At 68.0% G+C, this 25116-nt stretch carries 20 protein-coding genes and 1 tRNA gene; 17 read left to right on the forward strand and 4 right to left on the reverse strand.

Translation table 11 applies throughout. The annotated features are described in order from the left end of the window. The first annotated feature begins 74 nt into the window (after positions 1–74). The 3 genes from IMW82_RS01465 to IMW82_RS01475 all read left to right on the forward strand — a co-directional run bounded on the left by IMW82_RS01465 (position 75) and on the right by IMW82_RS01475 (position 4178). A complete protein-coding gene (locus IMW82_RS01465; RefSeq protein WP_211003684.1) occupies positions 75–1754 on the forward strand; it encodes a serine hydrolase in 1680 nt (559 codons plus the stop codon). Between the two features lie 45 nt (positions 1755–1799). Continuing rightward, positions 1800–3428 carry an alpha/beta hydrolase-fold protein gene (locus IMW82_RS01470; protein WP_211003685.1) on the forward strand — a complete coding sequence of 543 codons (1629 nt, stop codon included), beginning with the start codon at positions 1800–1802 and terminating at the stop codon, positions 3426–3428. A 246-nt stretch (positions 3429–3674) separates the two neighbouring features. Beyond that, a complete protein-coding gene (locus tag IMW82_RS01475; protein WP_108471395.1) occupies positions 3675–4178 on the forward strand; it encodes a DUF3761 domain-containing protein in 504 nt (167 codons plus the stop codon). Between the two features lie 57 nt (positions 4179–4235). On the opposite strand, the gene IMW82_RS01480 is transcribed toward IMW82_RS01475, so the two are convergent. Then, positions 4236–4670: a VOC family protein gene (locus tag IMW82_RS01480; protein WP_108471394.1), complete on the reverse strand. Its 435-nt coding sequence runs from the start codon at positions 4668–4670 to the stop codon at positions 4236–4238. Between the two features lie 83 nt (positions 4671–4753). Next, positions 4754–7165, reverse strand: coding sequence for a DUF3772 domain-containing protein (locus tag IMW82_RS01485; RefSeq protein ID WP_211003686.1), 2412 nt, complete (start codon positions 7163–7165; stop codon positions 4754–4756). A 229-nt stretch (positions 7166–7394) separates the two neighbouring features. On the opposite strand from IMW82_RS01485, the gene IMW82_RS01490 reads away from it, so the two are divergent. After that, entirely contained in the window at positions 7395–9239 is a 1845-nt protein-coding gene (locus tag IMW82_RS01490; RefSeq protein WP_211003687.1) for an ABC transporter ATP-binding protein, read from the forward strand. A gap of 310 nt (positions 9240–9549) precedes the next feature. Here IMW82_RS01490 and arsH read toward each other — a convergent pair whose 3' ends face one another. Further along, complete coding sequence (arsH, locus tag IMW82_RS01495; RefSeq protein WP_211004287.1) at positions 9550–10311, reverse strand: arsenical resistance protein ArsH; 762 nt, start codon at positions 10309–10311, stop codon at positions 9550–9552. A 76-nt stretch (positions 10312–10387) separates the two neighbouring features. Between arsH and IMW82_RS01500 the strand changes: the two genes are divergently transcribed. From IMW82_RS01500 to IMW82_RS01545, 10 genes are all read left to right on the forward strand, one after another. Further along, positions 10388–10891 (forward strand): arsenate reductase ArsC, encoded by a 504-nt coding sequence (locus tag IMW82_RS01500; RefSeq protein ID WP_211003688.1) that lies wholly within the window; start codon positions 10388–10390, stop codon positions 10889–10891. Then, on the forward strand, positions 10888–11973 hold the full coding sequence (gene arsB, locus IMW82_RS01505) for an ACR3 family arsenite efflux transporter (protein ID WP_211003689.1): 1086 nt from the start codon (positions 10888–10890) through the stop codon (positions 11971–11973). Before IMW82_RS01500 ends, arsB begins: the two co-directional genes overlap by 4 nt. A 4-nt stretch (positions 11974–11977) precedes the next feature. Continuing rightward, the gene (locus IMW82_RS01510; protein ID WP_211003690.1) at positions 11978–12349 is read left to right on the forward strand and encodes a metalloregulator ArsR/SmtB family transcription factor; all 372 of its coding nucleotides are present in this window, start codon (positions 11978–11980) and stop codon (positions 12347–12349) included. Positions 12350–12511: 162 nt separating this feature from the next. After that, positions 12512–12937, forward strand: coding sequence for a heavy metal-responsive transcriptional regulator (locus tag IMW82_RS01515; protein ID WP_108471389.1), 426 nt, complete (start codon positions 12512–12514; stop codon positions 12935–12937). Next, entirely contained in the window at positions 12934–15510 is a 2577-nt protein-coding gene (locus tag IMW82_RS01520; protein ID WP_211003691.1) for a heavy metal translocating P-type ATPase, read from the forward strand. Before IMW82_RS01515 ends, IMW82_RS01520 begins: the two co-directional genes overlap by 4 nt. Positions 15511–15611: 101 nt before the next feature. Beyond that, complete coding sequence (folC, locus tag IMW82_RS01525; RefSeq protein ID WP_211003692.1) at positions 15612–16886, forward strand: bifunctional tetrahydrofolate synthase/dihydrofolate synthase; 1275 nt, start codon at positions 15612–15614, stop codon at positions 16884–16886. Positions 16887–16962: 76 nt separating this feature from the next. Beyond that, positions 16963–18003, forward strand: coding sequence for an SPOR domain-containing protein (locus IMW82_RS01530; RefSeq protein ID WP_211003693.1), 1041 nt, complete (start codon positions 16963–16965; stop codon positions 18001–18003). 37 nt (positions 18004–18040) lie between these two features. Continuing rightward, positions 18041–18670 carry a CvpA family protein gene (locus IMW82_RS01535; protein ID WP_211003694.1) on the forward strand — a complete coding sequence of 210 codons (630 nt, stop codon included), beginning with the start codon at positions 18041–18043 and terminating at the stop codon, positions 18668–18670. A 28-nt stretch (positions 18671–18698) separates the two neighbouring features. Beyond that, positions 18699–20174 carry an amidophosphoribosyltransferase gene (gene purF, locus IMW82_RS01540; protein ID WP_108471384.1) on the forward strand — a complete coding sequence of 492 codons (1476 nt, stop codon included), beginning with the start codon at positions 18699–18701 and terminating at the stop codon, positions 20172–20174. 22 nt (positions 20175–20196) lie between these two features. Continuing rightward, positions 20197–21006, forward strand: a complete 810-nt coding sequence (locus IMW82_RS01545) for a ferritin-like domain-containing protein (protein WP_211003695.1) — start codon at positions 20197–20199, stop codon at positions 21004–21006. A 57-nt stretch (positions 21007–21063) separates the two neighbouring features. Here IMW82_RS01545 and IMW82_RS01550 read toward each other — a convergent pair. Next, positions 21064–21140 (reverse strand) — tRNA-Pro (locus IMW82_RS01550). 165 nt (positions 21141–21305) lie between these two features. On the opposite strand from IMW82_RS01550, the gene hisS reads away from it, so the two are divergent. The 3 genes from hisS to IMW82_RS01565 all read left to right on the forward strand — a co-directional run bounded on the left by hisS (position 21306) and on the right by IMW82_RS01565 (position 25094). Next, a complete protein-coding gene (gene hisS, locus IMW82_RS01555) occupies positions 21306–22685 on the forward strand; it encodes a histidine--tRNA ligase (protein WP_211003696.1) in 1380 nt (459 codons plus the stop codon). Between the two features lie 76 nt (positions 22686–22761). Continuing rightward, positions 22762–23109 (forward strand): GIY-YIG nuclease family protein, encoded by a 348-nt coding sequence (locus IMW82_RS01560; protein ID WP_280518322.1) that lies wholly within the window; start codon positions 22762–22764, stop codon positions 23107–23109. Between the two features lie 95 nt (positions 23110–23204). Further along, complete coding sequence (locus IMW82_RS01565; protein WP_211003697.1) at positions 23205–25094, forward strand: aromatic amino acid lyase; 1890 nt, start codon at positions 23205–23207, stop codon at positions 25092–25094. Positions 25095–25116 lie beyond the last annotated feature (22 nt).

Raw genomic sequence — 25116 nt, forward strand, 5'->3', positions numbered from 1 at the left:
ACCGTGACGTCCGGCGCTGGCCTTGCCCCCGGTTTGCCGCGATAGTGGCGGCCTTGCCCACCGCGGAGCCTTCGATGTCCCAGCGACCCCTCTCCCTGCGCCTGGCGCTGTGCTGCGCGCTGCTCGTTTCCGCCACCGCTGTTTCGGCGCAGTCGCCGGCCGCGCAGTCGCCGCCGCCGGTCTCCACCGGCGACACCGCGCGGCCGCTGCTGCCGGCGCAGCTGCAGGACTTTTCCGCCTACGTCGACAGCGCCCGCAAGACCTTCGACGTGCCCGGCATCGCGGTGGCGATCGTCAAGGACGGCCACGTCGTCATGGAACAGGGCTTCGGCCTGCGCGAGCTCGGCAAGCCGGCGCCGGTGGACGCGAACACGCTGTTCGCGATCGCCTCCAACACTAAGGCATTCACCGCCGCCGCGCTGCAGCAGCTGGCCGGCGCGGGCAAGTTGAAGATGGACGACCGCGTGATCGACCACCTGCCGTGGTTCCGCATGTCCGACCCGTACGTCACCCACGAGATGCGCATCCGTGACCTGCTGGCGCATCGCAGCGGCCTCAGCCTCGGCGCCGGCGATCTCCTGTACTGGCCGCCGACCTCGTACAGCACGAAGGAAGTGGTCGAGCGGCTGGCCCGCGTGCCGATCAAGAACGGCTTCCGCAGCGGCTATGCCTACGACAACATCCTGTTCGCGGTAGCCACCCTGGTGATTGAGCAGGCTTCCGGCCAGAGCTACGCCGACTACGTGCGCGATCATCTGTTCAAGCCGGTCGGCATGGACGAGTCGCTGGTCGACATGACGTATCTGAAACCCGGCATGGACGTGGCCACCGGCCACGCCAAGGCCGACTTCAAGAATCTCAAGCCGGTGCCGCCGATGGCCTGGCTCAACGACCCCGGCGCCGGTGGCATCTATTCCAGCGTGCACGACCTGGCGAAGTGGATGAACGTGCAACTGGCCGGCGGCGCATTGCCGACGATGGGCGCCGACGGCAAGCCGGCGCGGCTGTTTTCCGAGGACAGCCAGCGCGAGATGTGGAGCGTGCTGACCCCGATCAAGGTCGGCAAGCCACCGGTTCCGGAACTGGCGCCGCTGGTGCCGAATTTCTCCGGCTACGGCGAAAGCTGGTTCCTGTCCGACTACCGCGGCCAGAAGCTGGTCTGGCACACCGGCGGCTGGCCCGGCATGGTTTCGCGAGTGACCCTGGTGCCGGAGCTGAAGCTCGGCGTGGTGGTGCTGACCAATGCTGAATCCGGTGCCGCGTTCAATGCGGTGACTTATCGCGTGCTCGATGCGTACCTGAACCCGGAACACAAGACCGACTGGGTCGCCGCGTACGACAAGGCGGTGAAGAAATCCGAGGCCAAGGCTGACGACAGCCTGACCAAGCATGAAGCCGCGCGCGACAAGCGCAGCAAGCCGTCGCTGCCGCTGGCGAAGTACGCCGGCACCTACCGCGACCCGTGGTATGGCGACGTCATCGTCAGCCAGGAGAACGGCAAACTGCGCCTGCGTTTCTCGAAGACCGCGCAGCTGGTCGGCACGATGACGCCATGGCAGCACGACACCTTCACCGTGCGCTGGGACGACCGCACGCTCAACGCCGACGCCTTCATCACCTTCAGCCTGGACGTGGACGGCCATGTCAGCGAGGTACGCATGCAGCCAATCTCGCCGCTGACCGATTTCAGCTTCGACTTCCAGGACCTGCGCATGGTGCCGGCCGCGGACAAGCCCGATACCGACAAGCATTGAGCAGGCCCTGAACCATTCCACTGTTGCGATACGGAGGGAATCGACATGCGTGACATGCATCGTGCACTAGCGATCGTGCTGGGCTGCGGTCTGTTCGCCGGCGTGGCGTTGGCGCGCACCGACGCACCGGCGGCGCACAGCCCGTTCCGTGTCGAGCTGGGCAGTGCGCTGACCGAGCCGGCCTCGGGCCGGCTGCTGCTGTTCGCCACCGACGCCAAGGCGGCCATCGCCGCGGCGAAGGACGGCAAGGTCGACGAGGTGGACGCGAATCCGTTCGGCGCCACCCAGGCCTCGGTGGCAGCGCGCGAAGTGAGCCGGCTGATGCCGGGGCAGGGCGTGGAGATCGACGCCGATGCACTGGCATACCCAGCCGGCTGGTCGCAACTGCCGCCCGGCGACTACTTCGTGCAGGCGGTGCTCGACGTCAACCACGACTACAACTACGGCGGGCGCGGCGCGGGCGACCTGATCAGCCCGGTGCTGAAGCTGCACCTGCCGGCCAAGGTGATACCCAAGCTGAGCCTGGACCGCGTGCTGCCCGCGCGCGAACCGTGGGATCTGCCGGCGCGCTACTTCAGCGACACCACCCGCAAGCACCTTGATGAGGCGCGCCGCGCGGCGCAATCGCTGGACTTCGTCAGCCCGGCGCTGAGCGCGTTCTGGGGACGCCCGATCCACATGCGCGGCTGGGTGTTGCTGCCGCCGGGTTACGACGCAGGCGCGAAGCAGACCTGGCCGGTGGTGTATGCCACCCACGGTTACGGTGGCAGCACGGCATCGCTCGCCGGCAGCGCCGCGATGGTCTACGGCGCGATGGCCGAGCAGCAGATGCCGCCGATGATCTGGGTGTTCCTGGACCAGTCCAGCCCCACCGGCACGCACGAATTCGCCGACTCGGTGAACAACGGGCCATGGGGCACGGCGCTCACCACCGAGCTGATCCCGCAGCTGGAATCGCGTTACCGCATGGATGCGCGACCGTCCGGCCGCTTCCTCACCGGGCATTCCTCCGGTGGCTGGGCCACGCTGTGGCTGCAGGTGCGCTATCCGACGATCTTCGGCGGCACCTGGTCGACCTCGCCCGATCCCAGTGATTTCCACGACTTCACCGGCGTGGACCTGTACGCGCCGCACGCGAACGTCTATCGCCGGGCGAACGGTTCGGCCTACCCGCTGGTGCGCGACAAGGGCAAGGTGGTCGCCAGCTTCGAGGCGTTCGCGAAGCTCGAGCGCGTGCTGGGCGAATACGGCGGCCAGATGGCCTCGTTCGAATGGGTGTTCTCGCCGCGCGGCGCGGATGGCCGGCCGCTGCCGATGTTCGATCGCGACACCGGCGCCGTCGATCCCTCGGTGGTGGCGTACTGGCGCGAGCACTACGACATCGCCCACCTCGTGCAGACGAACTGGCCACGGTTGCAAGGCGACCTGGACGGCAAGATCCACGTGGTGGTGGGCACCGCCGACACCTTCTATCTCGACGGTGCCGCGCACAAGCTCAAGGCGGTGCTGGACACACTGGGCGCGAAGTCGGACTTCCGCTTCCTGCCGGACCGCACCCACTTCGACCTGTACGTGCAGGGCAAGGATCGCCAGGGGCTGCTCAAGCAGATGGCGTGGGAAATGTATGCAGTCGCGCGGCCGGACACGAAACTGAAGGCCGCCGCCGCGCCGTAGCGGTTTCAGCCATGGTGCCATTGCGCGGCCTGCCGACCGGGCCGTCAGCCACTGCTTTTTCCGGTGCATGTCGCGTGTCAGTCGGCGGGACACGTCGCAAGTTCGTTCGAGGCAACCGACTGCCGGATGAATGCCGTACCGCCATCACGTTTTGTCGCCATGGTTCCGCGGCATAGTCATGCCGCAAGCGCTGCGATAGGGGGTGCTTGGGAGCGTCATCGCGAACTCACGTTGGAGGGAATCTGCATGAAATCTTCGAGTCTTGCCGCCATCGCACTGGCTTGTCTGCTGGCGATGCCGGCGGTCTATGCGCAACAGGCGTCCGCCCCGTCCGGTTCGACCGGTCAGTGCAAGGACGGCAGCTATACCAGCACCGCCACCAAGCGCGGTGCCTGTCGGGGACACAAGGGTGTGCAGGAGTGGTACGCCGCTGCCAGCACACCGGCTGCCAAGGCGGCACCTGCCGCTGCACCAGCTGCAGTGACGGCACCCGCCGCCGCAGCCGCACCGGCCACACCGGCCGCGCCTGCAGCCGCGCCGAAGAAGTCGTCGATGGGCTGGACCAAGCCGGCTGCCACCGCGGCGCCGGGTGGCGGTGCGGGGATGGTCTGGGTTAACGCCAGCAGCAAGGTTTACCACTGCCCTAACGACAAGTGGTACGGCAAGACCAAGCATGGCGAGTACATGAGCGAAGCCGACGCCAAGGCCAAGGGCAATCACGCCGAGCATGGCAAGGCTTGCACGCCGTAACGGTGCAGTCGCCATCCGCGTGAGCAGGAGGCCGGCGCAAGCCGGCCTCTTTTTCTGTCAGGCCGGCTCGGGCTGCCACGGGTCGTAGCTGCCGAAGTACCACAGGTGGCCTTCCGGATCGTGGCAGCTGTAGCCGGCGCCGCCGTAGTCCTGCTCGGCATAGTCGTCGGCGATCACCGCGCCGGCGGCCTTCGCCCGCAGGTAATGCGCCTTGCAGTCGACCACGGTCACGCAGGCGCACTGCGTTTCGCGGCCGCCGATCTCGTCGGGCTGCGCGATGTGCTGGCCGAATGCGTTGTCACGCACTTCACCGAGCATGACCATGCCATTGCCAAAGGTGAGCTGGGCGTGCTCCACGCCGCCATCCTCGTTCTCGTAAACCGCCTGTTTCTCGAAACCGAACGCCTTGCACAACCACTCAATGGCGGCATGCGCGTCGCGATAGCGCAGGCAGGGGATGATGGTGCTGCCGTGGGGATGGGGTGCCGGCATGGCGGGACTCCGTTGGCGAAAACCACGCACAGGCTAGCGCGCCCGCCGTTCGCTGTCTTGCCGGGCATCGTCGCGCCGCCGCCTCAGCCGGTGGGTTCGTCTTCCTCGACCAGCGGCGGCAGCGTGCGCACCAGCATGCTCTGCGGGCTGGTCATCGGCAGCCCTTCGCTGCGCAGGCGCTTGAGGATCTCGAACAGCAGGTCGCTCTTCACGCCGCTGACCTCGCGCGGGCTGCCGACATAGGCGACGCAGTTGAACGTCATCACGCCGTTGTTGAGGTTTTCCAGCTGCACGTACGGTGCCGGCACGGCCAGCGTGCCGTGGTGCGCGCGCAGGATGCCCAGCACCAGTTCGCGTACCTTGCCAGCGTCGGTGTCCAGCGGCATCGGCAGCTTGATCTGCACACGGCCCTGCGCGTTGGCCAGGGTCACGTTGCGCACGTTCTGGGTGATCAGCTGCGAGTTCGGCACGATCACGGTGGAGCGGTCCCCCATCTGGATCTCGGTGGCGCGCACGTTGATGCGGCGGATGTCGCCCTCGACGTCGCTCGACAGGCTGACCCAGTCGCCCACCTTCACCGGCCGCTCAACCAGCAGGATCAGGCCGGAGATGAAATTCTGCACGATCGCCTGCAGGCCGAAGCCGATGCCCACCGACAGCGCGCTGACGATCCAGGTGATGCTCTTCAGGTCCACGTGCAACGCCGCCAGCGTCAGCACCACCACCAGCAGGCCGCCGACGTAGCCGAGCAGGGTGACGATGGAGTCCTGCATGCCTTTTTCCATCGTGGACTTCGGCAGCAACTGCTCGGCCAGCCAGCGCTTGAGCATGCGCAGCACGAACATCCCGGCCAGCAGCACCAGCACGCCGCCGAAGATGGTGCCTGGATTGATCGCCAGCTCGCCCAGCTTGACGTTGCCCAGGGTTTGCTCGGCGCTGGCCAGCAGGTCCTTCGGCCCGGCGCCGAACGGGGTCAGCACGGTGGCCAGAGCCAGCAGCACCAACCCCACGCGGCAGATGCCGGCGAGCAGCACGGCGGCCTGCTCCAGCGTGTGCGGCGCCAGCTCGAAGGTGGCTTGCAGCCGCTGGCCACCGCGCCCGTGCGGCAACAGCGTAGTGTTGATCAGGTCGGTGAGCAGGTAGATCAGCAGGTATACCGTGGCCACGATCACGCCGATCCACAGCATCTGCACGGCGACGAAGAACGCCAGCGCGATGAAACCGGTGGCCACGCCCAGCCAGCTGACTATCACGCCGAGCGTGGCCGCTGCGGTGAGCAGGCCGATCCATAGCGGCCGATGTTCCGGCTCGGCGCCATCGGCAGCGGCAGCCTGGCGGGTGCGGCGCAGGCGCAGCAAAGCCAGCCCGATCAGCCCGCTGATGACCAGCGCAAACAAGCCACGCGTGGCCACCGAGGCCGGCAGGCTGGTGCCGACCGCGCGGCTGGTGCGGTCGAGCAGGCCGAACAGCAGCGCGGCCGCGGCCAGCAGCCACGGGAACAGGCGCAGCCGCTGCGCCGCCAGATCCGACAGCGCAGGCAGGCGCCACGACGGCCGTCGCACCGACAACAGCGCCCGGCCCAGCCCGGTCACGTAGGCGGCGAAACACACCAGCCCGACCACCCTGGTGGCCAGTGCGGCGAGGTCGTCGTCCAGGATGTCGTTCCAGTTCAATCCCAGGTAGACCAGTTGCGCCGCCAGTCCGGTGGTGAGGACCGCAGTCAGCGCCACCGCGGTGGCCATTGCGCTGCGCCGCAGATGGCCGTCCGGCACGTGCCGCGTGGCCAGCAGCAGCAACAGCCGCTCCAGCACCCAGCGGCCGCCGCCGAGCAGCAGTGCTGCGGCGATCAGGCACCACGCCAGCGGCTCCCGGTTCGGCGGCTGCCATGCCTGCGCCACGGCGCTGGCGTAGCGCGAGCCGAGGCGCTTGAGCCGCACCACGTCATCCGGAAACGTGCGTACCGGGTCGGCCCAGAACGTGTGGCTGAAGGGGGTTGCCGTGCGCGAGGCCAGCCGCGCCTGGAACTCGTCGTTGCGCAGGCCGGAAATCTGCGCCGCCAGTTGCGTCGCGTTCTGGCCGAGCAACTGCGCCTGCTTGATCTGCGCGTCCAGGTCGGCCTGGGCCTTGTCCAGTTTGCGGCGCTGTGCGGCGACTTCCGGCGCCTCCGCCGGCGCGCCCTTCGCCGGCGCCGGACCCAGCACGGCGAGCTGCGCCTGCAGCGCGGTCATCTGCGGCGCAAGGCTGGTGGCCAGTTCGCTCGCCTGGTCCTGCACGCCGAGCGCGGTGTTGCGCAGATCGGCCAGCGGTGTATCGGATGTCTTGTTCTTCAGCGAGGCCTTGACCGTGTCGAGCTGGCTGCCCAGCTGTTCCAGTGTCGGCGCAGGGGTTGCTGCCGGCGCGGTGGCCGGTGGCGGCTGGTCATTGTCTTGGGCAGGCGACACGGTGCTGCCAAAGGTCAGCAGCAGGAGCAGGAGGAAGCGGAGCAGGCTGGGCATCCGCCCATGATCGGAGCGCCGCTGCGAGCGGTCAATCGCGCCAGGCGGATAAACGATTGTCTTTGCGGCTGGCGTTCAGGCTCGGTGTCGCGCTCTCCGCGGCGGGCTGCCCGGATCGGTGACTCCGCCCCGGCGGTGGCAGGTCGCGGCGATCACGAAAGCGCCGCGTCGTCACACGTATCGTGCGGGCTTCACGCACAATGGACAGCCCCGCAGGCTCGGAATGCCCATGCTCTTCCGCTGGTTCGAATCCCTGATCGACGCGTTCAAGGAACCGGTCGACGGCATGCCGCCGACGTCGGTGTGGCGCTTCTACGCGTTCTACCTGCGCCAGGTGTGGCCGGTGTTCGCCGTGGCGATCGCGGTGGGCTTCGTGGTGGCGATCGTCGAGGTGTCGCTGTTCGGCTTCATCGGCCGCATCGTGGACATGGCCAGGGGCGCGCCGGCGGCGGACTTCTTCCGGCAGCACGGCCACGAACTTCTGTGGATGGGCTTCGTGGCGCTGATCGTGCGGCCGCTGGCGATCGGCGCGCACGACCTGCTGGTGAACCAGGCGATCGTGCCCAGCCTGACCAACCGCATCCGCTGGCAGAACCATCGCTACGTGATTCGCCAGAGCCTGGGCTTCTTCCAGAACGACTACGCCGGGCGCATCGCCAACCGCATCATGCAGACCGGCGGCGCGCTGCGCGAGTCGGCGGTGCAGATCGTCGATGCGATCTGGTACGTCACCATCTACACCGGCAGCGCGATCGTGCTGTTCGCGCAGGCGGACCCGTGGCTGGCCGCGCCGCTGTTCGCCTGGGTGTTTGCCTATATCGGCCTGCTGGCGTTCTTCATCCCGCGCATCAAGCAGCGCTCGTGGCTGGCCTCCGAGGCGCGCTCGAAATTGATGGGGCGCATCGTCGACGGCTACAGCAACGTGCTCACGCTGAAGCTGTTTGCGCATACGCGCCGCGAGGAGGCCTACGTAGCCGACGCGATGGCCGAGCAGACCGACAAGCTGCGCCGCATGACCCGCGTCACCACCACGCTGGATGCCAGTATCACCACGCTCAACGGTTTCCTGATCGTGGGCACCTCGGCGCTGGCGCTGTGGCTGTGGAGCGAAGGCCGGGTGACGGTGGGCGCGATCGCGCTGTCGACCGGGCTGGTGATCCGCATCAACAACATGTCCGGCTGGATCATGTGGGTGGTCAACGGCATCTTCGAGAACGTGGGCACGGTGCAGGACGGCATCACCACCATCTCGCGGCCGCGCGCGGTGCAGGACCACGAGGGCGCGATGCCGCTGGAGGTGACCAACGGCGGCGTGCGTTTCGAGCACATCCATTTCCATTACGGCAAGCAGGGCGGGGTGATCGCCGGGCTCGACCTGGACGTGCGCGCGGGCGAAAAGATCGGCCTGGTCGGCCCGTCCGGCGCGGGCAAGTCGACGTTGGTCAACGTGTTGCTGCGGCTGTACGACTTGGAGGCGGGCCGCATCCTGATCGACGGCCAGGACATCGCCGGCGTCACCCAGGAAAGCCTGCGCTCGCAGATCGGCGTGGTGACCCAGGACACCTCGCTGCTGCATCGCTCGATCCGCGACAACCTGCTGTATGGCCGCCCCGACGCCAGCGAGGCGCAGGTGGTCGAGGCCGTGCGCAAGGCGCGCGCGGACGAATTCATCCCGAACCTCAGCGACGGCGAAGGCCGCCGCGGCTACGACGCGCTGGTCGGCGAGCGCGGTGTGAAACTCTCGGGCGGCCAGCGCCAGCGCATCGCGATCGCCCGCGTGCTGCTGAAGGACGCGCCGATCCTGGTGCTGGACGAAGCCACCTCCGCGCTCGACTCCGAAGCCGAGGCGGCGATCCAGGACAGCCTGGACATCCTGATGCAGGGCAAGACGGTGATCGCGATCGCCCATCGCCTGTCCACCATCGCGCGGATGGACCGGCTGGTGGTGCTGGACAAGGGGCAGATCGTCGAGACCGGCACGCACGCCGAGCTGATCGCGCGCAGTGGCTTGTACGCGCGGCTGTGGCATCGGCAGACCGGCGGCTTCGTTGCGGCGGAGGATACGCCGGTTTAGGGAGGGCGCTGAGCGGGCTTTTGCTCGTCATCCGCCACCTCGGCTCGATGTGTCCACTCACCCTGTCGTCATTCCGGCGAAGGCCGGAATCGCACTTCAGCCGTGTGGTGGAGCAGCGTGCTGCTCACGGCTTTTGCTGGCCTTCCATGCGTGAGGCGCCCTTGTCGATCAAGTGCGATTCCGGCCTTCGCCGGAATGACGACGGGAGGGTCTTGTGGTTCAAGTGCGATTTCGGCTTTTCGCTGGGATGACGACGGGAGAGTTGTCGAGACCGTCCGTCGTCGGCAGCGACATCAGGGGTGAACCGCGATCAGCACGCTCCACCGCTGCAGCAAGCAGGCTTGCCCGCCGTCGCTGCGCTTTCCAGCACCTCGGCCGCGGCCGTCAGCGCCTTCGCCGCGGCGGCGCCCTTGCGCTCGCTGTAGCGGCTGACCAAGTAGTCGCTGCGTCCGCGCACCAGCAGGGTGAACTTGAACAGCTCCTCCATCACGTCGACCACGCGATCGTAGAACGGCGAGGGTTTCATCCGGCCGTCGTCGTCGAACTCCTGCCAGGCCTTGGCCACCGAGGACTGGTTCGGGATGGTCAGCATGCGCATCCAGCGGCCAAGCACGCGCAAGGTGTTGACCACGTTGAACGACTGCGAGCCGCCGCTGACCTGCATCACCGCGAGCGTGCGCCCCTGCGTGGGCCGCACGCTGCCGTCTTCCAGCGGCAGCCAGTCGATCTGGTTCTTGAACACGCCGGTGATCGTGCCATGCCGCTCGGGGCTGACCCAGACCTGGCCTTCGGACCACAACGACAGCGCGCGCAGTTCCTGCACCTTGGGGTGGCTGGCCGGCACGCTATCCAGCAGCGGCAGCTCGTGCGGGTCGAACACCCGCGTCTCGGCGCCGAACTGGCGCAGGATGCGTTCGGCTTCCAGCGCCAGCTTGCGGCTGAACGACTGCGGGCGCAGCGAACCGTACAGGATCAGGATGCGCGGCGGGTGGTCGGCGTCGGCTGGCAGGGCCAACTTGGCCAGGCTGGGGGTGTCCAGCACGTCGGCGGCGATGTGGGGCAGGTCCGGGATCACGGTGGTTCCTGTTGCGTTGGTTTGATGATTCTATAATAATGGAAATATGGAAGCCAATCCGGAACCGCCGCCCATGCACCCGTGTCGTGTCCTGTTCATCTGTACCGGCAATTCAGCCCGCAGCATCCTGTCCGAGGCCACCCTCAATCACCTGGGCGCAGGGCGCTTCGCGGCGTTTAGCGCCGGCAGCCAACCGACCGGGCGCGTCAATCCCTATGCGATCGAAGAACTCCGGGCCCACGGCATCGCCACCGAGGGACTCGCTAGCAAGTCGTGGGACTGCTTCACCGAAGCGGGCGCGCCGCCGCTGGATATCGTGATCACCGTTTGCGACAACGCCGCCAGCGAGACCTGTCCGGTGCTGTTCGGCGACTTCGTGAAAAGCCACTGGGGTCTGCCCGATCCGGCCGCCGCGCGGGACGCGGACGCCGCTGCGGCGTTTCGGCGTGCGTACACGCTGATCGTGCGGCGGATCACCGCGCTGCTGCAGCTGCCGGTGGAAACGATGGGGCGCGACGAGCTGAAACAGGCGCTCGACCGCATCGGCAGCCTCACCGGCGAGGAAGCCGACGCATGAACCAGCCATCCGCAGCACTCGCTGCCGGCGCGGTTTCTGCGGACGGCGCCCGCATCGGTTTCTTCGAGCGCTGGCTCACGCTATGGGTGTTGCTGTGCATCGTCGCCGGCACGCTGCTGGGCCATCTTTTGCCCGGCAGCTTTGCGGCGCTGGGCGGCATGCAGGTGGCCCAGGTGAACCTGCCGGTCGCCGTGCTGATCTGGCTGATGATCATCCCGATGCTGCTGAAGATCGACTTCGGCGTGCTGGGCGGCGTGCGCCGGCAGTGGAAGGGCATCGGCGTCACGCTGTTCGTCAACTGGGCGGTGAAGCCCTTTTCGATGGCGCTGCTGGGATGGATCTTCATCCGCCACCTGTTCGCCGGCCAGTTGCCGGCCGCACAGCTCGACTCTTATATCGCTGGCCTGATCCTGCTGGCCGCCGCCCCGTGCACGGCGATGGTGTTCGTGTGGAGCAACCTGTGCAACGGCGAGCCGGCGTTCACGCTGAGCCAGGTCGCGCTGAATGACGCCATCATGGTCGTGGCGTTCGCGCCAATCGTGGCGCTGCTGCTGGGCATCTCCTCGATCACGGTGCCGTGGAACACGTTGCTGCTGTCGGTGTTGCTGTACATCGTGGTGCCGGTGGCGCTCAGCATGCTGCTGCGGCGCCAGCTGCTGGCGTACGGCGACGAGACGCGCTTGCAGACACTGCTGCAGCGGCTGGGGCCGGTGTCGCTGGGCGCGCTGCTGGCCACGCTGGTGCTGCTGTTCGGTTTCCAGGGCCGGCAAATCCTCGCGCAGCCGGCGATCATCGCGCTGCTGGCGGTGCCGATCCTGATCCAGGTGTATTTCAACGCCGGCCTGGCGTACTGGCTCAATCGCCGCTTCGGCGTACCGCACTGCGTGGCCGGCCCGTCGGCGCTGATCGGCGCCAGCAACTTCTTCGAGCTGGCGGTGGCCACCGCGGTGGGCCTGTTCGGCGTGCATTCCGGCGCGGCGCTGGCGACCGTGGTGGGCGTGCTGATCGAGGTGCCGGTGATGCTGTCGGTGGTACGCATCGTCAACCACAGCAAGCGCTGGTACGAAGCAGCCCGGGAGTAGCGCCATGCAGAACAGCCAAGCCATCACCATCCTCGCCGCACTCGCCCAGGAGTCGCGGCTGGCGGTCTACCGGCTGTTGATCGAGCACGCGCCGGAAGGACTGGCCGCCAGCGCGATCGCGGAGAAACTGGGCCTGCCCAACGCCACGCTGTCCTTCCACCTGAAGGAGCTGTCACACGCGAGCCTGGTGAGTAGCCGGCAGAGCGGGCGCTTCATCTATTACGCGCCGGTGATGGAGACGATGGACGAGCTGGTCGGCTACCTCACTGACCACTGCTGCAGCCAGTCCGGCGGCACGTGCGTCACGGCCAAGCGCAAGTGCGCACCGGAGAAGCGCGTAGCCGCTGCCGGCAAGCGACGGTCGGGTTCGGTCTGATACCTGCGGCTGGGACGACCTGATTGCACTGCTGTGTGTGGCGCCCGGCATCGTAGAAGTCGCTGACGAGTTTGGGTGGGGTGGGAGCGCTCGCGGGCCCATGGCAGCAAGATGGCGGGAATGCTTGACTCTGGACTTTGATCAAAGGTCTATGCTTACTGCATGAAGACCCCGAATGCCCCCCTGACCATCGGTGCCGTCGCCAAGCGCGTCGGCGTGGCGATCGACACGATCCGTTATTACGAGCGCGAGGGCCTGCTGCCCGAGCCGCAGCGACGGGCGTCCGGTTATCGCAGTTACGGTGAAAGCGCAGTTGTGCAGTTGCGCTTCATCCGCCGCGCCAAGGATCTCGGTTTCACGCTGGAGGAGATCCGCGAGCTGCTGGCGCTGTCAGCCGACCGCCAGCGCGGGGTGAAGGCGGTGAAACAGCGCGCGGAGAAGCGGCTGGCAGCGATCGAACAGCGCATCGCCGAGCTGCAGCGCGTGCGTGACGGGTTGGCGGAGCTGGTCGCGTCGTGTCCGGGCCATGGTGCACCCGAGCATTGCCCGATCCTGCGCGCGCTTGGCAACGAGGAGGTGAAGGCATGAGCGGGCAAGCTTCCTGCTGCGCGGGCGGTAGCAAGCCGGCGGCCGGCGCGGCGATCGATCCGGTGTGCGGGATGACGGTGGATCCGGCGACGGCGAAGCACGTCAGCACGCACGACGGGCAGACGTTTTATTTCTGCAGCGCGGGTTGCAAGGCGAAGTTCGATGCGTCGCCGGCGACCTACATGGCTGCCGGACAGAAGCCTGCGGGAGGCTGTTGCGCCGGCAAACCGGTGGCGGATGACCACGCGAACCACGATCACCCCGATCAAGGGCATGCGCACGCCGCGAAGGATCCGGTATGCGGCATGACGGTGGATCCGCAAACGGCGAAATATCACGCCGACCATGACGGCCAGACCTACCACTTCTGCTCCGCGCGTTGCCACGAGAAATTCACCGCCGATCCGTCGGCGTATCTGAAGGATCGTCCAGCAGCGCCTCCACCGGCACCGCCCGGCACGATCTACACCTGTCCGATGCACCCACAAATCCAGCAGCTCGGCCCGGGCCATTGCCCGATCTGCGGCATGGCGCTGGAACCGATGATGCCGACGTTGGAGGAGGACGACGGCGGCGAGCTGGCGTCGATGACGCGCCGCTTCTGGTGGCTGGTGGCGCTGACCGTGCCGGTGTTCGTGCTGGCGATGGGACCGCATCTGTTCGGCTGGCACCTGCCCGCGCCGTGGGCTGGCGTGGCCGGCTGGGTCGAGGCGCTGCTGGCCAGCAGCGTGGTGCTGTGGGGCGGCGCGCCGTTCTTCGTGCGCGGCTGGCGCTCGCTGCATCCCTGGCGGCCGAACATGTACACGCTGATCGCGTTGGGCACCGGCGTGGCGTGGCTGTACAGCGCGGTGGCGTTCCTGTGGCCGGGGATCTTCCCGGACGGCTTCCGCGATGCGCACGGCCGGGTCGCGGTGTACTTCGAATCGGCGGCGGTGATCGTCACCCTGGTCACCCTGGGCGACTTCCTGGAATTGCGCGCGCGTCGGCGTACCGGCGCGGCGCTGAAGGCGCTGCTGGGGCTGGCGCCGAAGACGGCGCGACGCATCGCCGACGATGGCAGCGAGAGCGACGTGGCGCTGGACGAGGTGCATGCCGGCGATGTGCTGCGCGTGCGCCCCGGCGAGAAGGTACCGGTCGATGGCGTGGTGACCGAGGGCGAGAGCCACGTCGACGAGTCCATGCTCACCGGCGAACCGATGCCGGTGGCCAAGGCGAAGGATGATCCGTTGACCGGCGGCACGGTGAACCAGGATGGCGCGCTGATCATGCGCGCGCAGAAGGTCGGCGCCGAGACGATGCTGGCGCAGATCGTGGCGTTGGTGGCGGCCGCGCAGCGCAGTCGGGCGCCGCTGCAGCGCGTGGCCGACCAGGTGGCGGCATGGTTCGTGCCGGCAGTGGTGGCGGTGGCCGTGGCGGCGTTCGCGGCGTGGGCGATCGTCGGCCCGGAGCCGCGGCTGGCGCACGCGCTGATCGCAGCCGTGTCGGTGCTGATCATCGCCTGCCCGTGCGCGCTCGGCCTGGCCACGCCGATCTCGATCATGGTCGCCAGTGGTCGCGGCGCGCAGCATGGCGTGCTGTTCAAGGACGCCGGAGCGATCGAGCGTCTGCGTGACATCGACACCCTGGTGGTGGACAAGACCGGCACGCTGACTGAAGGCAAGCCGGCGCTGACCGAGCTGGTGGTGCTGGGCGGCCAGTCGCGCGAACGCCTGCTGGCGCTGGCGGCGGTGCTGGAGCGGCCGAGCGAGCACCCGCTGGCGCGGGCGATCGTGACGGCGGCGGAGGCCGAGCGCGTGGCGACACTGGCAGCGACGGATTTCCGCTCGCTGACCGGCCGCGGCGTCAGCGCGAAGGTGGATGGCAGCACGGCAGCGCTGGGCAACGCGAAGCTGATGGCGGAGTCGCGTGCCGCGATCGGTGATGAGGCCGACGCTCGCGCCGAGCAACTGCGCGGGCAGGGCGCCACGGTGATGTTCCTGGCCGTCGACGGGTCGCTTGCCGCGCTGCTGGCGGTGGCCGACCGGATCAAGCCGGACACGCCGGCGGCGATCGCCGCGCTGCACGCGGCCGGCCTGCGCATCGTGATGCTCACCGGCGACAATGCCACCACCGCGCAATCGGTGGCGCGCACGCTTGGCATCGACGAGGTGCATGCGGATGTCTCGCCGGCCGACAAGGCGGCGGTGGTGAACCGGCTCAAGCTTGAAGGCCGCCGCGTGGCGATGGCCGGCGACGGCATCAACGACGCGCCGGCGCTGGCCGCTTCCGACATCGGCATCGCGATGGGCAGCGGCACCGACGTGGCGATGGAGAGCGCGCAGGTGACCCTGGTCAAGGGCGAGCTGGGCGCGATCGTGCGCGCGCGCAAGCTGTCGCAGGCGACCGTGCGCAACATCCACCAGAACCTGTTCTTTGCCTTCGTCTACAACGCGATCGGCGTGCCGCTGGCGGCCGGCGTGCTGTACCCGTGGTTCGGCATCACGCTGTCGCCGATGATCGCCGCGCTGGCGATGAGCCTGAGCTCGGTGTCGGTGGTGAGCAACGCGCTGCGCTTGCGCAAGCTGCGCTTGTGAGAGGCCGTTCGCGCGGAGCAGCGTGCATGGCGGTGGGGTTCATCCGTGCGTTCGAATTGATGCTTTAAGCTTTGCACTTCCCGTCTGCACGAAGTCACTGCATGAGTCGCACTCTCGCCGAATGGCTGGCGTACCAGGAACGCGTCAACATCCACAGCGTCGAGCTGGGGCTCGAACGGGTACGCGAGGTGTGGCAACGGATGGGTGCGCCGGCGCCGGCGCAGCGGGTGATCACCGTCGGCGGCACCAATGGCAAGGGTTCCACCGTCGCCCTGCTTGAGGCGATGTTGCGTGCCGCCGGCTTGCGCGTGGGTGCATTCACCTCGCCGCACCTGCTGGACTACAACGAGCGCGTGCGCATCGACGGCGCGGATGCCGACGATGCTGCGCTGGTCGCCTCGTTCGAGCGGATCGAGGCGGTGCGCGGCGATGTTCCGCTGACCTATTTCGAATTCGGAACGCTGGCCGCGCTGGACCTGTTCGCCCGCGCCGGGGTCGACGTGGCGCTGCTGGAAGTAGGGCTGGGCGGGCGGCTGGATGCGGTCAACATCATCGACGCTGACGTGGCGGTGATCACCACGGTGGACCTGGACCATATGGAGTGGCTCGGTCCGGACCGCGACAGCATCGGCCGCGAGAAAGCCGGTATCGCGCGAGCGGGTCGCCCGGCGATCGTGGGCGAGCTGGAGCCGCCGACCGGTTTGCTCGATGCGCTCGCCGGCTGCGGCGCACGGGTCGAGCGGGCCGGCATCGATTTCAGCGTCGAGCGGCACCAGGACGGCTGGCGCTGGCGCCACCGCGACGGCAGCGCGATGGAACTGCCCGATCCTGCGCTGGCAGCGCCGGTGCAATACGCCAACGCGGCGACGGCGATCGCCGCGCTGCGCGCGCTCGGTCTGGAAACATTGACGCCCAGCGCCCTCTTCGCGGCGGTCAGCGCCGGCCTGCACGAGGTACGGGTACAGGCGCGGTTACAGTCGATCGGCGGCGAGCCGCCAGTGATCGTGGACGTGGGCCACAACCCGCAGGCCGCCCGCGCGCTGGCCGAATGGCTGGATGCGCAGCCGCCGGCACGGGTGCATGCGGTTTATGGCGCGCTGGCGGACAAGGACGTGGCCGGGGTGATCGGCGCGCTCGGCACGCGCATCGACCACTGGTACCTGGCCGGGCTGGATCAGGCCACCCCGCGCGGCATGCCGGTGGCGGCACTGGCCGCGGTCCTGCAACAGGCCCTGCCGCAGGCGTCCTACGACGTGCATGCCGACGTGGCCGCCGCGCTGGCGGTGGCACGCATGACGGCGCAGCCGGGCGAACGTATCCTGGCGTTCGGCTCGTTTTTCGTGGCCAGCGCGGTGCTCGCTGAACGCATCGGCTGAGGGTGACTCATGGCGCCCGGCGCAGGCAGGTATAATCGCGCCGTTGTGACCGCGTTTGCCGCCCTGGAGCGAAAACTTGAAAACACGCCTGCTGGGAGCCGCCGTCCTGATCGCGCTGGCGGTTCTGTTCGTGCCCATGTTCTTTTCCAGTACCCCGCCGGCTCCGGGTGGCGACCAGGCGGTCAGCCTGGCGATCCCGCCGGCACCCGATCGCGACCTGCAGACCCGCACCATGAGCCTGGCGCCGGATGCCCCCGCCAGCGGGGCGAGCGCCACCACCGTGCAGACGCAGTCGGTGACGCCGGCGTCGGCCGACAAGCTGGCCACGGTGGACATCGGCTCCAGCCGCCCGCGTGACGTCGAGACCGACCCCGAAGCCGGCAAGCCGGCGCAACCGACCACGGTGACCACCGGTTCGGGCACGTCGCCGAGCCAGCCGGTGATCCCGCAGCGGACCACGCCGCCGCAGGCTGCAGCGAACACCGGCGTAGCCGTGGCGACGAAGCCGACGGTGGTTGCCACGCCGACCCGGCCTGCCGTGGCGGCACCGTCCGCACCTGCATCGGCGGTGGCGCCCACCGCAGCACGCGGCAGCTACACGCTCAACCTCAGTGCGTATGCGAGTGCAGCCGGCGCCGCCAGCCTGGAACGCCGCGTACGCGAGCTGGGTTATCCGGTCAGCGGCCATGCCATCACCCAGGCGGGCAAGTCGCGCACCCTGGTCATCGCCGGGCCGTTCGAGACGCGCACCGCGGCCGAGGCCGCGCGGCTGAAGATCACCCAGTCGATCCCTGGCGTGCCGGCCCGGCTGGAACAGGACGCCAGCCGCGAAAGCAGCGCGGCGGCGACCCCGCCAGCTGCCGCCACGACCACCGCCAGGGCGGGTGGCTGGGCCGTGCAGCTGGCGGCGATGGGTGACCAGGCCGATGCGAATGCGCTGCGTGACAAGCTGCGTGCGAACGGTTTCGACGGCTTCGTCGATGCGGTGCAGTCCGGCGGCAGGCGTTTGTGGCGCGTGCGTGCCGGCCCGCAGACCCAGCGTGACGACGCGCAGCGCGTGCACGACCAGATCAAGGCGAAGCTGGGCATCGACGGCAACGTCGTGCCGGTGCCCTGAGCATGCCGATACCGAGACCGGCACGCGGAGCAGGCGGATGAACTGGACCGACTACATCATCATCGGCGTGCTGACCCTGTCGGTCTTCGTGGGGTTGTGGCGCGGCCTGATCTCCGAAGTGCTGGCACTGGCGATCTGGATCGCCGCGTTCTGGGTGGCATGGATGCTCGGCCCGGCGGCGGCCGGGCGCCTGGAGCACGTGATCGAACTGCCATCGGCGCGGATCATCGTGGGCTACGGGCTCTGCTTCGTCGTCGTGCTGATCCTTGGTGCGTTGCTGCGTTTCGTGATCAGCAGGCTGATCGAGAGCACCGGGCTGTCCGGCACCGACCGGTTGCTGGGCATGTTGTTCGGCTTCGCACGCGGCGTACTGGTGGTGGCCCTGCTGGTATTCCTGGTCGGATTCACCGCGTTCACGCGCGATCCGTGGTGGCGGCAGTCGGTGCTGCTGCCGCGTTTCCAGCATGTGGCGGTCTGGCTGGGCCAGCAGGTGCCGCCCAGCGTGCGCGGGTACCTCCATCCGCCGGCGGTGCTAGCTCACCTGTCCAGCTTGCCGGCTGCATTGCCGGCCCCCATATCGGGCAAGACGCCCGCACCGGCGGCAACCGCGGTGCACCCGGCGTCACCGGCGGCAGCCAGCACGACCGGCACGCACCGGACTTTCTGAACATATCCTCTGAAGCAGGCAACAAACCATGTGCGGAATCATCGGCATTGTCGGTACCACCGAAGTGGCATCGGCGCTCTATGACGGCCTGACGGTGCTGCAGCACCGCGGCCAGGACGCGGCCGGGATCGCCACCGTGGACGGCGCGCGGCTGCGCCTGCACAAGGGCAACGGACTGGTGCGCGACGTGTTCGGGCAGAGCGCGATGAGCGGCCTGCGCGGGCGCATCGGCATCGGCCACTGCCGCTACCCCACCGCCGGCTCGGAAGGCTCGTCCGAGGCCCAGCCGTTCTACGTCAACTCGCCGTACGGCATCGCCTTCGCGCACAACGGCAACCTGGTCAACACCGACGCGCTGCGCCGCGAGATGTTCCAGGACGACCGCCGCCACATCAACACCGATTCCGATTCCGAGGTGCTGCTGAACGTGCTGGCGCACGAGCTGCAGATCCAGGACCGCATGGCGTTGACCCCCGATCACATCTTCAAGGCGGTCGCCGGCGTGCACGCGCGCGCCCGCGGCGGCTATGCCTGCATCGCGTTGCTGCTGGGCTACGGCCTGATCGCGTTCCGTGATCCCAACGGCATTCGCCCGCTGGTGCTGGGCGAGCGGATCAGCGGCGAAGGCCGCGAATACGCAGTGGCGTCGGAGTCGGTGGCGCTGGACATCCTCGGCTTCAAGCGCATCCGCGACGTGGCGCCGGGCGAGGCGGTGATCATCACCGACGACGGCCAGCTGCATACCCGCCGCTGCGCCGAGGGCGCGCCGCACACGCCGTGCATCTTCGAATACGTCTACCTGGCGCGACCCGATTCGATGATCGAGGACGTCTCGGTGTACAAGGCGCGCCTGCGCATGGGCGAGAAGCTGGCCGAGAAGATCCTGCGCGAGCGGCCCGACCACGGCATCGACGCGGTGATCCCGATCCCCGATACCGCGCGCACCGCCGCCAGCGCGCTGGCCGGCGCGCTCGGCGTGCCGTTTCGCGAGGGCTTCGTCAAGAACCGTTACATCGGCCGCACCTTCATCATGCCGGGGCAGGGCGAGCGGGTGAAATCGGTGCGCCGCAAGCTCAACGCGATCGACCTGGAGTTCCGCAAGAAGAACGTGCTGCTGGTGGACGACTCGATCGTGCGCGGCACCACCTCGAAGCAGATCATCCAGATGGCCCGCGACGCCGGCGCGAAGAACGTCTACTTCGCCTCCGCCGCGCCGCCGGTACGCTACCCGAACGTGTACGGCATCGACATGCCGTCGGCCTCGGAACTGGTCGCCGCGGGGCGCACCGAGAAGGAGATCGAGCAGACGCTGGGCGCCGACTGGCTGATCTATCAGGACCTGAAGGACCTGGTCTGGGCTGTGCAGGATGGCAACGAGGAGCTGAAGCAGTTCGACACCTCGTGCTTCTCCGGCGAATACGTCACCGGCCTCGACCAGAGCTACCTGGAGCAGATCGAGATGCTGCGTTCGGACGACGCCAAGGCCGCGCGGCGGGCGGTCTGAGCCAGCGTCCGGGCGGCGCGCTATGACTGACCTGCATGCCGCCGCCAAGCGCTGCCTTGATGCCGCCGACCCGGCTGAAAAGCTGCGCCTCACCCACGAAACCTGGCAGGCCTTCCGCGCGGGCGAATGGCGTGCGGACCCCGCATCGCCGCCGCCCGAGCCGATCGGCCCGCCCGGTCGGCCGGCAAAACCGCAACTGGTCAACGCCCGTCAGCTGCCGCAGCGTGGACTGGGCAGCGAAGCAGGCCGCGTCGCCCTGGTGCACGCGGTGGCGCACATCGAATTCAACGCAATCAACCTGGCCTGGGACGCGGTGTACCGTTTCCGCGGCATGCCGGCGGACTATTACCGCGACTGGGCCAGCTGCGCCCATGACGAGGCGCGCCACTTCGCGCTGCTGTCCGACCGGCTGGCCGAGCTGGGTCACGCCTACGGCGACTTCGACGCCCACGACGGTCTGTGGGCGATGGCCGAGAAGACCGCCGATAGCGACACCGCGCGGATGGCGCTGGTACCGCGCGTGCTGGAGGCGCGCGGGCTGGACGTCACCCCCGGCATGATCGAACGGCTGCGCGCACTCGGTGATAAACGCACGGTGGCGATCCTGGAGCTGATCTTGCGCGAGGAAGTGGCCCACGTCGCCGCCGGCACCCGCTGGTACCTGTACTGCTGCGAGCGCGACGGCGTCGACCCGATCGAGACATTCTTCACCCTGCTGCGCGACTATATGGGCGTGAGCCTGCGCGGGCCGTTCAATCGGCCGGCGCGGCTTGAGGCGGGTTTTGTCGAAGAGGAGCTCGACCGGCTGGCCGCCTTGGCTCCGATCGGCTGACGAACCCGTGCGGAACACACAAAAAAGCCGGCGCGAGGCCAGCTTGATCGTCGAATTTGGTCGGGGTGACAGGATTCGAACCTGCGACTTCTACGTCCCGAACGTAGCGCTCTACCAGGCTGAGCTACACCCCGTGGGAAGCCGCGTATCTTAATCGCCGATCGGGGGCTTGGCAACAGGTTCGATGCATCCGCTGGACGATCCGCTGCGGAAGGGTGGCGGCGTTCTGTTAATCTTGACGGCTGCCGTCGCGCGTTCTGTCGTGCGACGGAATGCCCCCATCGTCAGTAGAGGATTCCATGGCGCTTACCCCGGCCCGCACCATGCCCGGCGTGCTCGAGCTGCTGCCGCTCGACCAGGTCGCGTTCCAGCGCATGCTCGACGTGATCCGCCGCAACTACGAGCGTTTCGGCTTCCTGGCCATCGAGACGCCGGTGATCGAATACTCCGACGTGCTGCTGACCAAGAGCGGCGGCGAGACCGAGCGGCAGGTGTACTTCGTGCAGTCCACCGGCGCGCTGGGCAAGGCCGACGAGGGCACCCCCGAACTGGCTCTGCGCTTCGACCTCACCGTGCCGCTGGCACGCTACGTGGCCGAGCACGAGCGCGACCTCAGCTTCCCGTTCCGTCGCTACCAGATGCAGAAGGTGTACCGCGGCGAACGCGCGCAGCGCGGGCGTTTCCGCGAGTTCTACCAGTGCGACATCGACGTGATCGGCAAGGACGCGTTGTCGGTGCGCTACGACGCCGAGATCCCGGCGGTGATCTACAGCGTGTTCCGCGAGCTGGACATCGGCCCGTTCACCATCCAGCTCAACAACCGCAAGCTGATGCGCGGCTACTTCGAGAGCCTGGGCATCGTCGACGGCGAGCAGCAGATGCTGGTGCTGCGCGAGGTGGACAAGCTGGACAAGCGCGGCGCCGACTACGTGCGCGACACGCTGACCGGCGAAGCATTTGGCCTAAGCGCCGAGGTGGCGCAGAAGATCCTCGCCTTCGTGCAGGTGCGCTCGACCTCGCTGCAGGATGCGCTGGACAAGCTCGATGCGCTCGGCGCCGGCCCGGAGGCGATGGAGCAGGGCCGCAGCGAATTGAAGGAGGTGCTGGGCCTGATCCACGCGTTCGGCGTGCCGCAGACGCACTACGCGCTGAACCTGTCGATCGCCCGCGGCCTCGACTACTACACTGGCACGGTCTACGAGACCACGCTGAACGACCATCCGCAGATCGGCTCGATCTGCTCCGGCGGCCGTTACGAGAACCTGGCCGGCCAGTACACCAAGTCGCACCTGCCGGGCGTCGGCATCTCCATCGGCCTGACCCGGCTGTACTGGCAGCTGCGAGACGCCGGCCTGATCGATACGGCGAAGAGCACCGTCGACGTGCTGGTGACCCAGATGGATGAGGCGCAGCTGCCCGCCTATCTGGCACTGGCCAGCGAGCTGCGGGGCGCCGGCATCGCCACCGAGGTGGTGCTGGAAGGCGGCAAGCTCGGCAAGCAGTTCAAGTACGCCGACCGCGCCGGCATCCGCTTCGTGGTGGTGCTGGGCGAGGATGAGATCGTCCGCGGCGTGGTGACGGTGAAGGACCTGCGCCGTGAGGACCAGTTCGAGGTGGCGCGCGGCGAACTGGTCAAGACGCTGCGGGTGGAGCTGGAGCAGGCCGCGGCAATGGGGTGAGACAAAGCATCGTCCCCCACACAGCCGTCATTCCCGCGAAAGCGGGAATCCATCTTCAGCTTGCGACGAAGTCAAAATGGATTCCCGCTTTCGCGGGAATGACGGCCTGAAGAAAGATACGGAGGCATGGATGGCTTCGAAACAGCCGGCTGTTTACATAATGGCCAGCGGTGAACGCGGCACGTTGTATGTGGGTGTGACGGGAAACCTCAAGCTGCGTGCATGGGAACACCACGATGGAGTGATTGAAGGCTTTACAAAGCATTACGGCGTGAAGCACCTGGTGTGGTTCGAGTTCCACCCGGACTTCCCGTCAGCCATCGCACGCGAGAAGCAGCTGAAGAAGTGGAACCGAGCTTGGAAGCTGGAACTGATCGAAGGCAGCAACCCCCGATGGCGGGATCTTTTGGAAGACTTGCCGTAGTACAAGCGGTCATCACGGTAGGTGCCTGGCAACGGCAAAAAATGGATTCCCGCTTGCGCGGGAATGACGGCAACAAGGTGCGGAGCATTCGTTAAGTGAGCGAAACCATTCTTCTCGACGGCAGCAGCCTGACGCGCGCGCAGCTGGTGGCGGTGGCACGGCAAGGCGCATCGGTAGCGCTGGATCAGGCACAGCTCAAGCGCGTGCAGCACGCCGCCGATTTCCTCGCCGACAAGGTCAGCTGCGGCGAGCCGACCTATGGCGTCACCACCGGCTTCGGCAGCAACGCCGACAAGCTGCTCGGCGCGCACCGCGTGCGCGACGAGCTGCCGGGGAGCCAGCCTGCCGAAGGCACGCTGATGGAGGAGCTGCAGCACAACCTGATCATCACGCACGCGGTCTGCGTCGGCAAACCGTTTGCGGCCGACGTGGTGCGGGCGATGCTGCTGATCCGCATCAACACGCTGATGCGCGGGCACTCCGGCATCCGCGTGAGCACGCTGGAAGCGCTAGCCGCGATGCTCAATGCCGGCGTGGTGCCGGTGGTGCCGGAGAAGGGCTCGGTCGGCGCCAGCGGCGATCTGGCACCGCTGTCGCACCTGGCCATCGTGCTGCTCGGCGGCGGCGAGGCGTTCTGGCAGGGCGAGCGGTTGAGCGGCGCCGAGGCGCTGAAGCGCGCCGGGCTCGCACCGATCCGGCTGTCGTTCAAGGAAGGTCTGGCGCTCAACAACGGCACCGCGCAGATGCTGGCCACCGCCGCGCTGGCGCTGGATGCGCTGGAGCAGTTGCTGAACACCGCCGACCTCGCCGCGGCGATGACGCTGGACGCCTTCGCCGGCCGCAGCGGCGCGCTGCGTGCGGACGTCCACGCGCTGCGCCCGCATCCGGGCCAGGTGGAGACCGCCGCGCACGTGCGCGAACTGCTGGCCGATTCCACCCTGCTCGACATTCCGTACCACCTGGTGCCGCGCTTCAAGCCGTGGAGCGCCGAGGCGTGGAGCGAAGCCGACGACCAGGCACTCAGCTTCGACATCGGCTGGGACTGGGTGCCGGCCAACCAGCGCCACGGCCGCGAGGCGTTCTACGCGCGCTTCCTGCCGTTCAAGGGCGGCAAGAAGCATCAGCCGCAGGACGCCTACAGCCTGCGCTGCATGCCGCAGGTGCATGGCGCGGTGCGCGACGCCTGGGCGCAGGCCTGCCGGGTGATCGACATCGAGCTGAACTCGGTCACCGACAATCCGCTGATCTTCCCGGACAACGATGGCGCGCCGTTCATCGAGGAGCAGGTGATTTCGGCCGGCCACTTCCACGGCATGCCGCTGGCGCTGGCGATGAGCTACGTGAAGGCGGCCATCCCGGTGCTCGCCTCGATCTCCGAGCGCCGGCTCAACAAGCTGGTCGACCCGGCCACCAACGACGGCCTGCCGGCCTTCCTCACCGGCAACGAGGACGGTACCGATTCGGGTTTCATGATCGTGCAGTACACCGCCGCGGCGCTGGTCAACGACCTCGCCACGCGGGCGCATCCGGCCAGCGTGTATTCGGTGCCGACCAGTGCAAATGCCGAGGACCACGTCTCGATGGGTGCCAACGAGGCGCGCCACGTGCTGGAGATGATGGAAGACCTCGGCCACGTGCTGGCACTGGAGCTGTACACCGCCGCGCAGGCGCTGGATTACCGCCAGGAAATGCTGAACGCGGCGCGCCGGCTGGCGACGCGCGGCGGCTGGCAGGCGCTCGCGGCGAAGATTGCCAACGCGCCGCGCGAAGGCCAGCCGCATTACGAACAGTTCGTCGCCGAAGTGCAGCAGCTCGCGGCGGCATTGGCCGGTGCCGGCGATTTCCACGCCGGCGCCAGCGTGCGCGATGCCCATGCGATCCTGCGCCGGCAGATCGGCTTCATGCACCGCGACCGTGCGATGGACGGCGACGTGCGCACGGTCTGCGCGCTGGTGCAGCAGGGCGCACTCCGCCCGGCGGCATGACTCATCCTTTTTGACGGAAGCC

It is taken from the genome of Rhodanobacter sp. B2A1Ga4 (assembly GCF_018101315.1).
In the GTDB taxonomy this organism is placed as follows: Bacteria; Pseudomonadota; Gammaproteobacteria; order Xanthomonadales; family Rhodanobacteraceae; genus Rhodanobacter; species Rhodanobacter thiooxydans_A.

Coding starts and splice junctions, on each gene's coding strand:
- IMW82_RS01465 (WP_211003684.1), top strand. CDS start 75: ATGTCCCAGCGACCCCTCTCCCTGCGCCTGGCGCTGTGCTGCGCGCTG.
- IMW82_RS01470 (WP_211003685.1), top strand. CDS start 1,800: ATGCGTGACATGCATCGTGCACTAGCGATCGTGCTGGGCTGCGGTCTG.
- IMW82_RS01475 (WP_108471395.1), top strand. CDS start 3,675: ATGAAATCTTCGAGTCTTGCCGCCATCGCACTGGCTTGTCTGCTGGCG.
- IMW82_RS01480 (WP_108471394.1), bottom strand. CDS start 4,670: ATGCCGGCACCCCATCCCCACGGCAGCACCATCATCCCCTGCCTGCGC.
- IMW82_RS01485 (WP_211003686.1), bottom strand. CDS start 7,165: ATGCCCAGCCTGCTCCGCTTCCTCCTGCTCCTGCTGCTGACCTTTGGC.
- IMW82_RS01490 (WP_211003687.1), top strand. CDS start 7,395: ATGCTCTTCCGCTGGTTCGAATCCCTGATCGACGCGTTCAAGGAACCG.
- IMW82_RS01500 (WP_211003688.1), top strand. CDS start 10,388: ATGCACCCGTGTCGTGTCCTGTTCATCTGTACCGGCAATTCAGCCCGC.
- arsB (WP_211003689.1), top strand. CDS start 10,888: ATGAACCAGCCATCCGCAGCACTCGCTGCCGGCGCGGTTTCTGCGGAC.
- IMW82_RS01510 (WP_211003690.1), top strand. CDS start 11,978: ATGCAGAACAGCCAAGCCATCACCATCCTCGCCGCACTCGCCCAGGAG.
- IMW82_RS01515 (WP_108471389.1), top strand. CDS start 12,512: ATGAAGACCCCGAATGCCCCCCTGACCATCGGTGCCGTCGCCAAGCGC.
- IMW82_RS01520 (WP_211003691.1), top strand. CDS start 12,934: ATGAGCGGGCAAGCTTCCTGCTGCGCGGGCGGTAGCAAGCCGGCGGCC.
- folC (WP_211003692.1), top strand. CDS start 15,612: ATGAGTCGCACTCTCGCCGAATGGCTGGCGTACCAGGAACGCGTCAAC.
- IMW82_RS01535 (WP_211003694.1), top strand. CDS start 18,041: ATGAACTGGACCGACTACATCATCATCGGCGTGCTGACCCTGTCGGTC.
- purF (WP_108471384.1), top strand. CDS start 18,699: ATGTGCGGAATCATCGGCATTGTCGGTACCACCGAAGTGGCATCGGCG.
- IMW82_RS01545 (WP_211003695.1), top strand. CDS start 20,197: ATGACTGACCTGCATGCCGCCGCCAAGCGCTGCCTTGATGCCGCCGAC.
- hisS (WP_211003696.1), top strand. CDS start 21,306: ATGGCGCTTACCCCGGCCCGCACCATGCCCGGCGTGCTCGAGCTGCTG.
- IMW82_RS01560 (WP_280518322.1), top strand. CDS start 22,762: ATGGATTCCCGCTTTCGCGGGAATGACGGCCTGAAGAAAGATACGGAG.